This window comes from Gammaproteobacteria bacterium, assembly GCA_035546635.1.
Taxonomy (GTDB): domain Bacteria; phylum Pseudomonadota; class Gammaproteobacteria; order JAURND01; family JAURND01; genus DASZWJ01.
The window spans coordinates 60,599-75,769 of record DASZWJ010000044.1; the positions used below are offsets into that span (position 1 = coordinate 60,599).

Here is a 15,171-nt window from a genome sequence, read left to right on the forward strand (position 1 = left end):
TTATTTCACATTTAGATATAATGATTGGGGGAATTAGACTAGGGAGAGTATACTATGGAAATCATCGCTTGATGTGAGCGTAATTATTTTTTCAGGAACGTTGAAGTGACCAAGGAGGTATCCATGAAACGATCCATCATAGTAACGAAATCAAAAACGAAAGCGCAAAATCCACAACTTGTTTCATGTCTAAAAAAGGCAGCAGTTAAATTGCTGAAATGCCAATGAATCAAATTGAAACTTATATTCTTCTTTTAGGCATTATTTTTATTGTTGGAATTTTGTTCAATAAAAAATCTGCCCCTTTATCACTATTGCTGGTTATTGTCGGCATGATATTAAGTTTTGTGCCAGAGTTTCCTCGCGTGCAATTAGAGCCCCAACTGGTTTTAAATGTTTTCTTACCCCTACTGGTCTATGAGGCCAGCGCACAAACCTCTTGGCGAGAGGTGAAAAAAGACCTAAGACCTATTGCCTTGCTTTCCGTAGGTCATGTTTTGTTTATTACCGTACTGGTAGCTAGTGTCCTACATGCTGTGGTTCCGGGATTAAGTTGGTCGCTATGTTTTGTGTTGGGTGCGGTTATCTCTCCCCCAGATGATATTGCCATTGTCGCTTTAGCAGAAAAATTATATTTGCCGCGACGGATTATCACTATTTTAACTGCCGAAGGTTTATTTAATGATGCGACTGCGTTAGTCATATTCAGGTTTGCTTTAGTTGCTGTAGTGACGCAGGAGTTTTCTTTTACAGCGGCAATAGATAAATTTTTGGTTATTGTCCTATGTGAAATTGTATATGGTATCGCTTTAGGTTTTATTATCGGGGAAATTAGACTTAGACTAAAAGATGCCAAATTACAGATATTAATTTCCCTCTTGACGCCATTTTTGGCTTATACACCAGCTGTTATGCTAGGTGGCAGTGGTGTCCTTGCGACAGTTGTAGCTGGGATTCTTTTAGGTCACCGTTATATGCATCGTTTTGCACCAGAAATCCGTTTACTGGGGACGTCAGTTTGGTCGATGCTGGTCTTTTTGTTGCAGAGTATTTTATTTCTGTTAATTGGACTGGAGTTACGTTTTATTGTGGAACGTATTACTTCCATGTCTATCGCGAGTTTGGCATTGTATAGTTTGCTGGTGGTTGCTGTGGTGATTGTCGGCCGGTTCTTATGGGTTTTTCCAGCGGCCTATCTGCCGAGATTTCTTTTTCCGGCTATTCGCAAAAAAGATCCATATCCAAAATGGCAGTATCTATTTATCATAGCCTGGTCCGGCATGCGAGGCGGCATATCATTGGCAGCGGCTTTGGCTGTACCACTTTTGCCTCCAGCCTCTGGAATTTCCAGCCCTAAAGATTTACTGGTTTTTTTAGTGTTTAGTGTTATTTTCTTGACCCTGATTTTGCAAGGCTTGGCCTTGCCATGGGTGGTGAAAGTATTAGGAATACAAACAGAAAGACGCCGCGAGAAACTGCAAGAACACATGTCCGAATTATCAGCAAGGCTGACGATGACAAAGGCGGTTTTACGGTGGTTATTGAAATATCGGACTCAAGTTAAAGAGGATGCACATTTTTACGCTGAGATAAATACCTATATCAAACAGTATCAGATACTGAGAAAACGAATAACGCGCGCCATTGAAAATCATGATGATTCAGAAGAGCATGATGAGTTAAAAGAGGTAGAGGGTTTGGTCATTCCTTCAGCAGAAATTATCAAAATAGAAAGGAAGGTATTAGAACAACTTTGGGTTGAAAAGAAAATTACCCAAGCGGTGCGTAATAAGTTGCTGTTGCAATTGGATTTTCGATCAAGGTATTTTGGCTAACTTTTTTTGAAGTATCAAATTCAAATATTGAGGAAAAGTATGAATTATTCCATGCGCACCATAGGGGTTGGATTAGGGTTTACTGCATTAATTATTATGTACTTAGATCGATCAGCGCTGTCGTATGCTATCACCCTAATAGAAACAACCTTTCATCTAAGCAATGCAGATTTTGGTTTAATTTCTTCGGCTTTTGGTTTTGGTTATATTGTGATGATTGTTATGGGTGGGGTGTTAACGGATCGTTATGGAGCGCGTAGAATTTGGCCTTTATTCGCAGTTGCCTGGTCAGTTGCTTGCATATTATTGGGAACGGCAACGGGCTTTTGGACATTATTTATATTCCGATTGCTACTCGGCGCTGCTGAAGCGCCCGGGTTTCCTTGTTATATGCGGGTTTTAGTGGATTGGTTTCCGCCGCAACAGCGTGCCAGAGCGTTTGGTGTTGCTTCTTCTGCCGTGGCTTTTGCTTCTGTGGTCGGTGCGCCACTTACGACGCGGTTAATTGTAGGATTGAATTGGCGTATTACGTTTTTTATTTTGGGAATGCTGGGGATTATTTGGGCGGGTGTGTGGTATGCGTTGTATCGAGATCATCCAAAGCCGTCAGTTTCGCGCACAGAGGTCACAACCAATCAGCCCTCACAAACCACTTGGAAGTTTTTATTGTTTAACCCATCGTTAATAAGCAATAATGCCGCTTTTTTTGTTTTTGCTTATGTACAATTTTTCGCTTTGACCTGGTTACCCGGTTACTTGCAGCAATTATATGGCTTGCAGCTAAAGCAAGTGGGTTTATTTTTAATCGCACCTTGGTTGACGGCCGGTGTTTTTTTAATATTGGGCGGCATATTATCGGATAAACTATTAGAAAAAACCCAAAGTTTACGTATTGCGCGCTCTTACGTTATTTTGACCTGCCAATTGCTTTCGGCGCTCTGTTTTATCATCGTTATATGGAAGCACTCCCTGGTCTTATCCTTAATTTTTATGTCTTTGGGTATTGGTTTTAATAATATGCCAGGGGCCGTGCTTGGTACGGTAAATGCTGATCTAACTGAAGACCGGGCTAGTACTAGCAACGGCATCATGAATTTTGCTTTTGGTATAGCCTCTGTTGTTTCACCGCTAATAACCGGATTTTTATCAACCTGGACAGGTAGTTTTAACAGTGCAATTTTTTTGATGATTTTTTTATTTTTTATGTCTATTCTAGGGCTGCTGCTGTTTCATCATCCAGATAAGAGATAGAGTTTTTGATAATGATTATACTGACGAGTTTTAAGAAAAATGTATATAAGAAAAATATTACTGATGAGTTTTTTGTGCTTAAGTTCTGTTGTATATGCCTCAAGTTCAAGTCCAGGATTGCAGCCGCTAGGTGCGGATGAACATCCTGATTTTCCATTAAATGGTTATGTTGCCGGTCAATTAGGCAGAGTGCCGTCCAGCTTTGCCAGCTCCTATTTATTAGTAGCTTATCGTTATTTAAATCATAACGCCTTCACTAAAACACAACAGCAAACTGCCCTAGCAGCCTGGGAAAAATATTTCAATGATGTTTTTTCAATGGAGGAACTCGATTATGCCGGCCCCATTAATGCGATCGATGGTCAGCTTAATAAACATCTTGCGCAGCAAAACCATACTGCGGCGCTCGCACAGTGGGTAAAGACGATTCAAGCAAGAGCCGCAGATTATTTTAACTGGCGTAGCGCTCGATTGGCGGCTTTAGGCTTACCCACTGAGGTACCGATGCCAGGGGCTGATGATAATGATTCTCAAGCAGCCGTTGATGTCTTTTATCAGGAATTAGCCAATAAAGAAGACAATATCGGTCAGATTTATCCGGCCACGGGTTTTAATTATCTTAAGCTGGCGACTGAGCGTCTACTCGCTGTGAAAAAAGCTTTAGAACAGGCGAATAAATCACAACTCACCCAACCTGTAGATGCAGTGCTTAAAACTTGGATTTCAGCTCAACAACAGATCTTTAAAAAATCTGCTGAAGGTGGAGAACAAGCACGAAATTTATTAGCGCAATTACCGACTAACCTACCGCCATTAGTAGCCGCTGACAAGGATTATTCCATTGCGGCTAGTTCTTTCTACAGCCAGGATAGCCAGCTAGTAGAAATGTCCGCGGGTTTATTTAGCAAATTAGCGCATCAAAGTGATTATCCTTGGCATGTTTGGGCGGAATACTTGAAAAACCGTGCACTGTTTGTTGCAGCCAATTTGAGTGAACAATCAGCGAATAATTGTGATGCAAGATGTCAGAATTTAAAACAACAAGCATTACAAGGAATGCAAAATTTAGCTAAGAGTGCAGATAATCCAGAAGTAAAAGCAGCAGCAGTGGATTATGAACGCATTATCCACATGCTGAATCGAGAGCCCAACACTTTATCTGCTTTAATACAACGATTAGATGCTGATTTCAGAACACAAGATTTTTACGATTTTATTGTATTACCGCAAGATGCCCTGGATAAAAATCAAGCATTCATTCAGTGGTTAAATTATGTCAAAAATAATGACACCGACTCTTTTGCTGCGGCGTACCAGCATTGGCAGCAAAAGCCTAAAGAATTCGCCTGGCTATGGTTAGCCGTTAATAAATTAAGTGCAGCTTCGGCCAGCCAACAAAAAGAGTTAGAGCAAGCTGTGTTAGCCATTCCAGAAAATGATTATGCCTATATCCCAGTGCGTGCGGCTTTAATTGAACAATCTAATAATCTGGCAAATCCGGTATCTGCACCAAAGCAACGCGAATTAATAGATTCGGTTTTGAAACAAATAACCCCCGGCACACAATTTAGTACCAGTCGGTTTTTATTAGATCAACGTGCTGCTTATGCTGCATCATTGGATGATTTGATGCAACACGCTTTCTTTTTTCCCGATAACAATGCGAGCATCATGCATCCTGCCGATGTCAAAGGTTGGTCTTTAAATTATATGGTTCCTGCAGCAGTGGAAGTCATTAACCAATTACCGATGTCAGTCTTGCTTAAATTAGCGGATATGCGAGCATTACCTGATAATTATCGTCCAGCATTATATGCTAACCTATGGGTGCGCGCCGTGCTGTTAAACGACACAGCGATGATAGCTAAAACAGCGTCCAAAGCCGCACAATTTAATCCGGTTCTCAAAGACACGATTGCAAAAATGGCAGCAGCTACCAATAACGATGCGCGAGAAACGGCTTTTCTCAGTGCATTATTAACCTATCCCAGTTTAAGTCCGATGTTTCCTTTAAATTTATATCAAACCTGGAATGCTTTTGATGATGGATCAATGGCCAATAACAATGCAGTTGTTTTGAAGCCAGAACAATTTGATAGTGAGTATAATAATTTTCTATGGCAAAAATGTACGCCCAAAACTTGTAAAAATAGCCCAGCTGATTTTTTAACGAATAAAGAAAAAAGTGACTATCAGGCACAATATGCTAAGTTGATTAATTTAGATTCAGGCAGTACCTATATCGCCAATAGGTTAGTCGTTTTGGCACGTAAACATCCCCGTGATGAAACTTATGCTCGACTTTTAGCCTTAGCTATTAAAGCAACGCGTTATACCAATGGTGATTCCAAACGGGCATTTATCATATTAAAAAAATTATATCCAAATACGCAAGCTTCTGAAGAAACAGAGTATTATTTTAAATCTTCGCCTCCATTGGATTAATTTTGAAAAAATGTAGCATGCAATTGCTGAGCAATCGCTAATTTTTTAGCGTCCCAACTACCCTTGGTATAAACAAAGACGCTATCGGAGGTTGAAAATGGAAAATGCCAGTTTTCATAAGTTGCAAGTCCAATCGATCCTTGGCAATAATCAGGCAAATTGTGGCGCTGATGCGGGAAATTCTCGATAAACTTAGCACGCCGTTTTGCATCACGATCGAGACTAAAAAACATGGGAACAACATAATTAATCGGTAGTTTAACTTTTTCCAACCAACGATTATCTGTGCACCAAGAAGCTAACGCGGTAATTGATATGATGGTTTGCTGGCCTAATTGTTCACGCAGATAGATTAATAACTTTTGATAAAAATCTTGTTCACTGGGTAGTGCATCAAAATCAATTTGTAATTGTTGAAACGAGCCATTACGATAAATAGAGCTGATACGCGTCGCTAGATAATGAGCTAAACTTGTGCTTAAACGTATTTTGAAGGGTGGCTTATCAATATGTATGGTTGCGATCTGATAGGTGTTAGCAGGAAGATGGACAGATTGTTGGCGGGGATAAAAGATTAAGCGGTCAGGTGTAATCCTGATAGAAGCGCTTAAAATAGCAACTCCTGTGGTCTTGGGATTGATCGGTAGCTGCTGTGGCTCTTCCCAAACCCATAATATCAAGGAAGGCATAGTAGGTATTTGGTAATGAGATGTTTTGACACTACAAGCTGTCAGCAAGACTAGCATTATAAGCAGGCAGTTTATTAATTTTTTTATCATTATCATTTCCGGGGAATGCGGTTGGGTGCTGCCCGCGTTCTCAATCGAAAATTAGGCGGTTATACACTCGTTTCTTGTGCAGAAAGTTGCGTAAAACACGCCAAGACCGCCTGATAATCCACCTTACCTGAACCCAGCAAAGGAATTTTTTGCGCAATCAGAATTTTCCGTGGAATGCTCAATTCATTAATCCCATGCGAGCGTGCATAATTGATAATTTCTTCACGGTTGGCGCTGGCATAATCCGTCAATAACACCACCTGCTCGCCCTTCTTTTCAGCGGGTATGCTAACCACGGCATGCATATATCCTGGCCATAAATCATTTAACCAGTGCTCAATTGCAGGTAAAGACACCATTTCGCCACCAATTTTAGCAAAACGTTTAGCGCGACCTAAAATGGTGATAAACCCTTCGGCATCAATATCGACAATATCGCCAGTATCATATTGTTGATTGTTGGGTGCGAGCAAAATACCAGGATTGGTTATAGTTAAATAACCCAACATGACATTAGGACCAGACACGATGAGACGACCACCGTGCTCATTGCCGACAATGGGTTCAAGATGATATTGAATGCCCGGCATAAACCGCCCTACAGTGCCAGGCTTGCTGTGCATGGGGGTATTGCTGGAAAGTATGGGTGAAGTTTCTGTCGCCCCATAGCCTTCAAAAATTCTCACACCAAATTGTTCTGACCAAATTTTTCGCGTGGTTTCTTTTAACTTTTCTGCTCCGGCAAACACATAACGTATGCTGTAAAAATCATAACCGCTGGCATATTTGGCATAGCCGCTTAAAAAAGTATCCGTACCAAATAAAATCGTGGCATTGGTGTCGTAAACTAATTCAGGCACAATACGATAATGCAAAGGTGAAGGATAGAAAAATACTTTAATCCCCGATAACAAAGGCAATAAAGTGCCGCCGGTTAACCCAAAAGAATGAAACAACGGCAGTGCATTAAAAATCCGGTCGGTGGGACCGAAATCTATGCGGCTACTCAATTGACTGCTATTGGCTAAAATATTGTTATGACTTAACACCACGCCTTTGGGAGTGCCTTCCGAACCCGAAGTATATAAGACCACTGCCGGCGTATCACCGCTGGCAACGTTGGTCTGTTGACGTGAGTGGGACCGATTAATCGATTGGTAATACCAAGAGGCAAAATGCGTTGCAACTAAGCCACGCAGTTTATCCAACCAAGAAATGGATTTAGCCATATCTTCAAGATAGACAATCTGCATACCGGAAGTGACCAAGGCATCAATCAATGGTTCAAGTTTGGCATTTTTAATAAAAGCCCGCGCCGTATATACGGATTGCAATTTCGCCATAGTGCAAGCAGCTAATACATTTTGCACCCCAGTTGAAAAATTTAGCATGGCAGGGATGCGTCCAAAAGCTTGCATAGCAAAAAACGTGATGGCGGTGGATACCATATTCGGAAGTAATATTCCTACATATTCTTGAGGTTGAGTATTTTTAGCAATGGCGCGTCCTAAAATAAAACTGCGGCTGATAAATTGCTGATAGTTTAAAGGTTGGCGCTGAATATCTTCGGCAATCCTATGTTTTTTGCCGTGAATTATGCTGGTTTGTAGCAGGGATGCAAATAAAGTTTGTTGCTGTCTGCTACTTTCAAAAAGCATATCCGTCATCAAATCATATAAAGCTAATCCAGCAAAATATCGACGTTTACGTCCTTTCAGTGTATCGGGCACAGAAAAATGACGTGGTGTGAGTATGGTCAAAGTGATTTTAGGAAAAAAGCGGATGCGCACTTTGCCTCTCAAATAAGAAAATGGCGAATATTGTGCGCCTTCAATGCGAATAGGCAGGATTTTAGCGTTAGCTTTATCGGCGATCATGCCGGGGCCTTCATAAATTTTCATTAATGAACCGGTCACGGTAATGCGGCCTTCGGGAAAGATCAGGCATTTTTTTCCATTGCGCACTAGCTCTATCAGCGATTTAGTCGCCATAGGATTGGTAGGGTCGATGGCATAAACATCCACTAATAATAAAAAAGGTTTAAGCCACCATTTTTGAGCAATATGCGTATTAATGGCAAAGACCAGTTTTTCTGGCAAAAAAGCAGCAATCAATGCCGCATCGAGTAAAGAAGTATGATTAGCAACAATTAACAAGCGCTCATGGCTATTGTGATAATGACTAAGACCACGAACTTCAACGCGGAAAAAGAAAGTCAGAACAGAGCGCAGTAGAGATTTGACCAAGGCGTCAGGCAGCAATTTACAGATATAGAGCGCGATAAAAGCATTCGCAATTCCTGCCGTTAAAAAAACTAAAGGTACGGAGAAACCTATTGCTAGCAACAAGACCGTCACTAAAGCAGCAACGACCATAAACAAAGCATTCACTACATTATTGCCAGCAATTGTTCGAGAACGATGACTCTCCTCGCTGCGACTTTGCAAAATTGCATAGAGCGGAACAATATAAACACCGCCCAAAATAGCAATCAACAGCAAATCCGCCATAATGCGCCAGCTGCTTAAGTGAGATAAAAATTGTCCGACACTCGCCAAATGGGTTGTGGCCGAGATATTTCGGCTCGCGAAAAATAAATCAACCATAAATATTGTCATGCCAAGCGCAGCTAACGGTACATAAGTTGCCTCAATACGACCGCGCATAATCTTGCTGCATAACTGCGAGCCTAAGCCGATACCAATGGAAAATAACGTAAGAAAGAGTGTGACTACGCCGCCGTCAGCGCTTAAGGTCACTTTTGCAAATGTGGGAAATTGCGATAAAAATGTAGCGCCTATCAACCAGAACCAGGAAATCCCCAAAATAGATAAAAACACATCTTTTGATTTGCGCGAATAATTAAGCATGTCCCAGGTTTGAGAAAAAATGTTATAGCTAATTTTTAATTGCGGTGCCGCTGCTAACGCACGCGGAATATAACGACTACTTAGCCATCCGCTAATTGCTACAGCAAGCGTTAGCACACACACCATCAAGACGCCGGCATGACTTAAAATAAGTATACCGCCTAAAATAGTTCCAATTAAGATCGCTAAAAAAGTTCCGCTTTCTACCAAAGCATTACCGGCAATTAATTCATCTTTATGTAAATGAAAGGGAAGCACGGCATATTTGAGTGGACCAAAAAATGTAGATTGCACACCGAGTAAAAACAGCACCATCATTAATAGCGTTATGTTTTGCAGATAAAATCCTAAGCTGGCAAGAACCATTAATATAAGTTCTGCCAATTTAATGAAACTAATTAATCGTGACTTTTCATATTTATCCGCTAACTGACCGGCTAATGCAGAAAATAATAAAAATGGCAGAATAAATAACCCGGCAGCTAAAGTTATCAACAGCTGAGCATTATCACCTGTTTGTACGGCTATTCGATAAGTGATGAGAATGACCAGCGCATTTTTAAAAATATTATCGTTAAATGCACCAAAAAACTGTGTCAGGAATAAAGGTAAGAAACGTCGAGAAGTCAGGAGTTTAGAAGACGGTATAGACATTAGCGCTCGTATGAAAGATTTTATTATAAGGTGGTGAAAATTATACCATTTAATGGATGAGAAGCCTATCTACGGTAAAAAGTATCTGTATTGTAGGAGATCAATCTTTGAGGATGCAGGAGGCGGCTTTTAACTGCTGAAAAGCGTATTTTGCTTTGTACTAGACAAAAAATACTGTCATTCCCGCGAAGGCGGGAACCCATCCTTGAAAGGCATAAAAGCATCATTAATTTTATCAAAATGAAGTTCTTATGGTCTTTAAAGGGTTTGAGTGCCTGTTAGGGATGGGTTCCCGCCTTCGCGGGAATGACAGTGCTTTTTTGTAAATGGCGTTTTTTGTCTAGTATAGAGGCTCGAGGAGCTTCACACCAAACTCTTAATGTAGGATTAAGAATAATGGATTACAATTTATCTTTCATCCAGGCATTGTTAATCAGGATAAAAACATAACATGCAACAACCACACACACTGGAAGGTAAAGTATTAAGTGCAAAAGGCTGGGTTCAAGGTCGGATAGAAATTGAAAAAGACCGGATTGCGGCTATAAACGGCACATCGCTTGCTGAGCCAAATATTGCAGCCAATGCCCAAGACTGCAGCTATATATTGCCGGGTTTTATTGATTTACACGTACACGGCGGGGGCGGTCGCGACATTATGGAAGGTGGTGATGCGTTGACCACTGTTGCCCGCATTCATGCCAGCCACGGCACTACAGCGCTGCTCGCTACCACCGTAACAGCCCCTAAAGCCACATTAGAGACGGTACTAACAGCGATAGACCGCTATATGCAAGATGTCCCCTTAGCCGAGGGTTCACGCATATTGGGCGTGCATCTGGAAGGGCCATATATCAATGCCGGCAAACTGGGCGCGCAGCCGGATTTTGTTTGTGCCGCGCAACTAGAAGAAATAGAGCAGTATTTACAGCGCGTGCCCATCCGTGTCGTGACGCTAGCGCCGGAAATCAATGGCCATCATGCTCTGATACGGCAATTAACGGCGCGCGGCGTGCGGGTACAGATTGGTCATACTTTAGGCAGTTATGAAGACGGCGTAGCAGCTTTGGCACAGGGTGCAAGTGGTTTTACCCATTTATTCAACGTTATGACTGGCTTACAGCACCGCGCACCAGGTATCGTCGGTGCAGCATTGGCGCATGGAGAATATGCCGAGTTGATTCCCGATCTGTTACATGTGCATGAAGGTGCGATGAAGGTGGCATTGCGCGCTATTCCGCGTTTATTCTGTGTCACCGATGCTACTTCAGCTACTGCGATGCCCGATGGTGAATATCGTTTAGGTACGCATACCGTGACCAAATGTTTAGGGGGTGTGCGACTTGCTGATGGCACGCTGGCAGGCAGTATGCTGACTATGGATCAAGCTTTTCGCAATCTAGTAAAAATAGGTCTATCGCTTGCCGATGCTTCCCACCGCCTGTCATTATATCCAGCTGATTATCTAGGATTGACAGACCGTGGCAGGATTGTAGAAGGTGCTTATGCTGATTTAGTCGTATTCAATCGTGAATTAGAACTTCAAGCTGTTTACGTAGAGGGGAAATCCATTGCCATCACAAATGTTAAATGAAGCTTTATCTGCTGCGGAAGTGGTTAAATCGCAACTCTTATCAGCCAATGACAGCTTAGAAACGCTAAGCCAAATGTTGGAAGTGAATGATCCCAGTGTCGCTTTAACTGTCGCGCGTGGCAGTTCAGATCATGCTGCGAATTATTTTTCTTATCTGTTGATGAGTCGTACTGGGATTCCTGTAGTCTCATTACCTCTTTCTCTTAAGACCTTGCACCACACCGCCATGCGGGTGAGGCATCAATTAGTGATTGCTTTTTCGCAATCTGGCCGCAGCCCGGATCTGGTTGAGACTATGCGTTCTCTCAGTACGGATGGCGCTTTGACTGTGGCTATGGTCAATGATATGAATTCACCTTTGGCAGAGGTATGTCGTCACTCAGTGCCCTTGATGGCTTGGCCGGAAAAAAGTGTGGCTGCAACTAAAAGCTATATCGCCACTTTAGCGGTGATTGCCCGCTTGATTGCAAATTGGCAAAAGGATGAGGAATTACGCAAAGCGATTAATGATTTACCAGAGCAGCTGACCCGAGCGGCGGCCATTGATTGGAGTAAGGCAATTGCTACTATTTCGCAGGCAGAACGTATGATGGTGGTAGGCCGAGGTTTAGGTTTTGCCATTGCGTTGGAGGCTGCACTTAAACTTAAGGAAACTTCCGCTATTCAAGCGGAGGCATTTAGCAGCGCTGAAATTCAGCATGGCCCCATGGCCTTGATCGATCAGACTTATCCATTGCTGATTTTTGCCCCCAGAGGTCCAGAGCAGGCTGGCCTGTTGAAATTAGCTGATGAGATGCGCAACCGCGGTGCGAGGGTATTGCTGGCCGCGCCATCGGATGTTGCTGAACGCGATCTAACTTTGGCTGTGGCATCGCATCCGGTATTAGATCCTATTTTGGCTATTCAGACGTTTTATGTGATGGTGGCAGGGTTGGCTGAGGTGCGGGGTTATAATCCTGACGCGCCTCGACATTTGAATAAGGTGACATTGACGAATTAGTCACTACTGACAGGTGCCATAAGACGCATTAGTGTCCGAGGAAATAGTCACTTTTTAGGTGACACCCACCTTCTCCCACAACGGGAGAAGGAATTTAGCATTTTTATTCGACACTAGTACGTGCCTTCGCGGGACACATTTTAGAACACAAGAGTAAAAACATAAATGCAAGCTCAAGCCACAACCCAACTCACACTTTACTCCCCCCTAGAAGGTCCCGTCTGCCCATTGGAAAATGTCCCCGACCCGGTCTTTGCTGGGCGTATATTGGGAGATGGTGTAGCTATCGATCCTATCAATAGCCGCTTGACTGCGCCCTGTAGCGGACGTGTGACACAGCTAGCGCGTACTGGGCATGCGCTGACGATTACTACGGAAGAAGGTGCAGAAATTTTATTGCATCTAGGCATAGAAACGGTGCATCTCAAAGGTCAAGGCATCTATCCTAAAGTCCGTGAAGGAGATAGGGTTAATACAAGTGATGTGCTGATTGAATTTGATGCGGATTATATTGCGCTTCATGCTAAAAGCTTGCTGACAGTTATGATAGTGACTAACGGTGATCGCTTTGACATTATAAGGCGAGATAACTCTTCTACTGTAACAACCACCACTCCTTTGCTCATACTGCGTGAGCGTTCTACGGTTCAAAATAATATCCCGAGAAATACAGCAACAGGTGAGCTTTCTTGCCCTGTGGTAGTGGCGCTTGCTGGGGGTTTGCATGCTCGACCGGCGGCGCGTGTGCGAGAGACGGCGCGGCGCTTTTCGAGTCAATTGGAAATTGCTTACGATGGTAAACGCGCTGATTGTTTAAGTATTACTGCATTGCTAGGTTTGGGAGTGAGTGAGGGTGAACAGGTTATTGTTTACGCACGTGGCATTGATGCCAGTGCGGCATTAGACGCTATGGCGCAAACGTTGCAGACGCATATAGAAACGGAAGCTATTTCTGCGGTGGCAACAGTAAATACAGTCGTTTCTTCTCATGCGGCTGCTGGTGTAATAAAAGGTATCTGTGCCAGCCCCGGGTTGGCAATGGGTGTGGTGGTGCATTGGGATGATACCGATGTAGTGGAAACAGACAGTTTAAATGCAAGTCATCCTGAGTTTGAGCTGGAACGATTAACCAGTGCATTACAGCAGGTAACCGCTAAACTGCTGGCACGGGTCGCCAAAGCCAAAGAGGCTGGTAGAGATACTGAGGCGATGATATTTGATGCGCATATGGGTTTGTTGGATGACCCACAAATGCGCATGCAGGCACAAACCCTAATCCAGCAGGGTGACAGTGCTGCCAAAGCTTGGCAAAAGACCATTATGGCACAGTGTCAAGTATTGGCTGCGCTGCCTAATCCACTGTTGGCAGCGCGAATTTCCGATCTTCATGATCTTAAAAAGCAGGTATTACGGGTATTGATGGGCAAAAGTGAAAAAGCCCTACCCGTTTTACCGCAGAATACCGTATTAATTGCAGAAGATTTCACGCCATCGGATCTAGAAGCCATTGATCGGCAGCGCGTGACGGCTCTTTGTATGAAAAGTGGTGGTCCGACTTCACATGCAGCCATTATGGCGCGTTCATATGGCATTCCGGCGTTGGTGGCGCTCGGAGATGCTGCTTCGCAATTAGCATCTGGCACAAAAGTAGTGGTTGATGCTTCAGCCGGATGCTTGGAAACAGTACCCAATGCCGAACGCATAGCTGAGGTAGCTGTACGACAATCACAAGCTGCTTTACATCAGCAAAATATTTTACAAAACGCCGCGGCGCCTGCAGTGACGACAGATGGTCGGCTTATTGAGGTGGCAGCTAACATTGCCAATATTAGCGATGCGCAATTGGCAGCGGCTCACGGCGCCGATGGCGTTGGCCTCTTGCGGACGGAATTTCTATTTTTAGGTCGTGATAGCGCCCCCTCGCAACAAGAGCAAGTGGCTACTTATCAGGCAGTGATTAATACGCTTGAAGGTCGTCCGGTTTATATTCGTGCGATTGATATTGGCGGAGATAAGCCGGTGGCTTATTTACCTTTTCCATTAGAGCCCAATCCGGCGCTGGGTTTGCGTGGTATACGCATTCTGCAAGTGCACCCAGCAGTAGTTGAAACGCAACTGCGAGCATTGCTGAGCATAGCGCCGTTATCAGCTTGTCGTATTTTATTGCCCATGGTGACTGATGCGGATGATTTTGTGCGCTTGCGTACGCGCATTGATACTTTGGCGCAAACACTGGGTATTAAAGAAGCCGTATCGGTGGGGGCGATGATCGAAGTGCCATCGGCGGCATTACTCTCCTCGGTGCTGGCGGAGTATGCAGACTTTTTGTCTATCGGCACGAATGATCTGACGCAATATACCTTAGCTATGGATAGAGGAAATCCTGGTTTAGCGTCACAGCTGGATGGTTTGCATCCGGCAGTATTGCATTTAATTAGCCAGACTGTGGCAGGGGCGCGTTTACATGGCAAGATGGTTGCGGTGTGTGGTGCTTTGGCTTCTGATCCCGTGGCAGTGCCGGTTTTGATTGGTCTTGGGGTGAATGAATTGTCTGTGGAACCAGGGCAAGTGCCCAGTATCAAACAATTGGTGCGTAAGCTGGATTATGAAAAATGTGCCCGTGAGGTGAAAACGCTATTGGGTTTGGCTTCTGCGGCAGCGGTACGCGCACATTGCCGGCGGGTGTGGCCCCTATAACAGCCCTAACTTCTTCCCTTCTCCCACAAGGGGAGAAGGGAAGAAG

Annotated in this window: 8 protein-coding genes; 6 read left to right on the forward strand and 2 right to left on the reverse strand. The window is 43.6% G+C overall.

Translation table 11 applies throughout. From position 1 onward, the window contains the following. Positions 1-224: 224 nt before the first annotated feature. The 3 genes from VHE99_11855 to VHE99_11865 are packed head-to-tail and all read left to right on the forward strand — an operon-like array spanning position 225 to position 5,531. Positions 225-1,835 carry a sodium:proton antiporter gene (locus tag VHE99_11855; GenBank protein HVV69703.1) on the forward strand — a complete coding sequence of 537 codons (1,611 nt, stop codon included), beginning with the start codon at positions 225-227 and terminating at the stop codon, positions 1,833-1,835. A 39-nt stretch (positions 1,836-1,874) separates the two neighbouring features. Continuing rightward, positions 1,875-3,086: an MFS transporter gene (locus VHE99_11860; GenBank protein ID HVV69704.1), complete on the forward strand. Its 1,212-nt coding sequence runs from the start codon at positions 1,875-1,877 to the stop codon at positions 3,084-3,086. 39 nt (positions 3,087-3,125) lie between these two features. Further along, positions 3,126-5,531 carry a hypothetical protein gene (locus tag VHE99_11865; GenBank protein HVV69705.1) on the forward strand — a complete coding sequence of 802 codons (2,406 nt, stop codon included), beginning with the start codon at positions 3,126-3,128 and terminating at the stop codon, positions 5,529-5,531. Here VHE99_11865 and VHE99_11870 read toward each other — a convergent pair. Together VHE99_11870 and VHE99_11875 are read right to left on the reverse strand one after the other, a co-directional pair. Further along, positions 5,528-6,310: a hypothetical protein gene (locus tag VHE99_11870; protein ID HVV69706.1), complete on the reverse strand. Its 783-nt coding sequence runs from the start codon at positions 6,308-6,310 to the stop codon at positions 5,528-5,530. The two genes, VHE99_11865 and VHE99_11870, sit on opposite strands and share 4 nt — an antisense overlap. Before the next feature lie 59 nt (positions 6,311-6,369). Beyond that, a complete protein-coding gene (locus tag VHE99_11875; protein ID HVV69707.1) occupies positions 6,370-9,834 on the reverse strand; it encodes an acyl-[ACP]--phospholipid O-acyltransferase in 3,465 nt (1,154 codons plus the stop codon). A 451-nt stretch (positions 9,835-10,285) separates the two neighbouring features. On the opposite strand from VHE99_11875, the gene nagA reads away from it, so the two are divergent. From nagA to ptsP, 3 genes are all read left to right on the forward strand, one after another. Continuing rightward, positions 10,286-11,428 (forward strand): N-acetylglucosamine-6-phosphate deacetylase, encoded by a 1,143-nt coding sequence (gene nagA / locus VHE99_11880; GenBank protein HVV69708.1) that lies wholly within the window; start codon positions 10,286-10,288, stop codon positions 11,426-11,428. Then, positions 11,418-12,428, forward strand: a complete 1,011-nt coding sequence (locus VHE99_11885; protein HVV69709.1) for an SIS domain-containing protein — start codon at positions 11,418-11,420, stop codon at positions 12,426-12,428. The genes nagA and VHE99_11885 overlap by 11 nt, the downstream gene beginning before the upstream one ends. A 165-nt stretch (positions 12,429-12,593) precedes the next feature. Next, entirely contained in the window at positions 12,594-15,125 is a 2,532-nt protein-coding gene (ptsP, locus tag VHE99_11890) for a phosphoenolpyruvate--protein phosphotransferase (protein ID HVV69710.1), read from the forward strand. The last annotated feature ends 46 nt before the right edge of the window (positions 15,126-15,171 follow it).

Excerpts from the sequence above, each read along its gene's own strand:
- VHE99_11885 (HVV69709.1), top strand. The coding sequence starts at position 11,418 with ATGTTAAATGAAGCTTTATCTGCTGCGGAAGTGGTTAAATCGCAACTC.
- VHE99_11875 (HVV69707.1), bottom strand. The coding sequence starts at position 9,834 with ATGTCTATACCGTCTTCTAAACTCCTGACTTCTCGACGTTTCTTACCT.
- VHE99_11855 (HVV69703.1), top strand. The coding sequence starts at position 225 with ATGAATCAAATTGAAACTTATATTCTTCTTTTAGGCATTATTTTTATT.
- nagA (HVV69708.1), top strand. The coding sequence starts at position 10,286 with ATGCAACAACCACACACACTGGAAGGTAAAGTATTAAGTGCAAAAGGC.
- VHE99_11865 (HVV69705.1), top strand. The coding sequence starts at position 3,126 with ATGTATATAAGAAAAATATTACTGATGAGTTTTTTGTGCTTAAGTTCT.
- VHE99_11870 (HVV69706.1), bottom strand. The coding sequence starts at position 6,310 with ATGATAAAAAAATTAATAAACTGCCTGCTTATAATGCTAGTCTTGCTG.
- VHE99_11860 (HVV69704.1), top strand. The coding sequence starts at position 1,875 with ATGAATTATTCCATGCGCACCATAGGGGTTGGATTAGGGTTTACTGCA.
- ptsP (HVV69710.1), top strand. The coding sequence starts at position 12,594 with ATGCAAGCTCAAGCCACAACCCAACTCACACTTTACTCCCCCCTAGAA.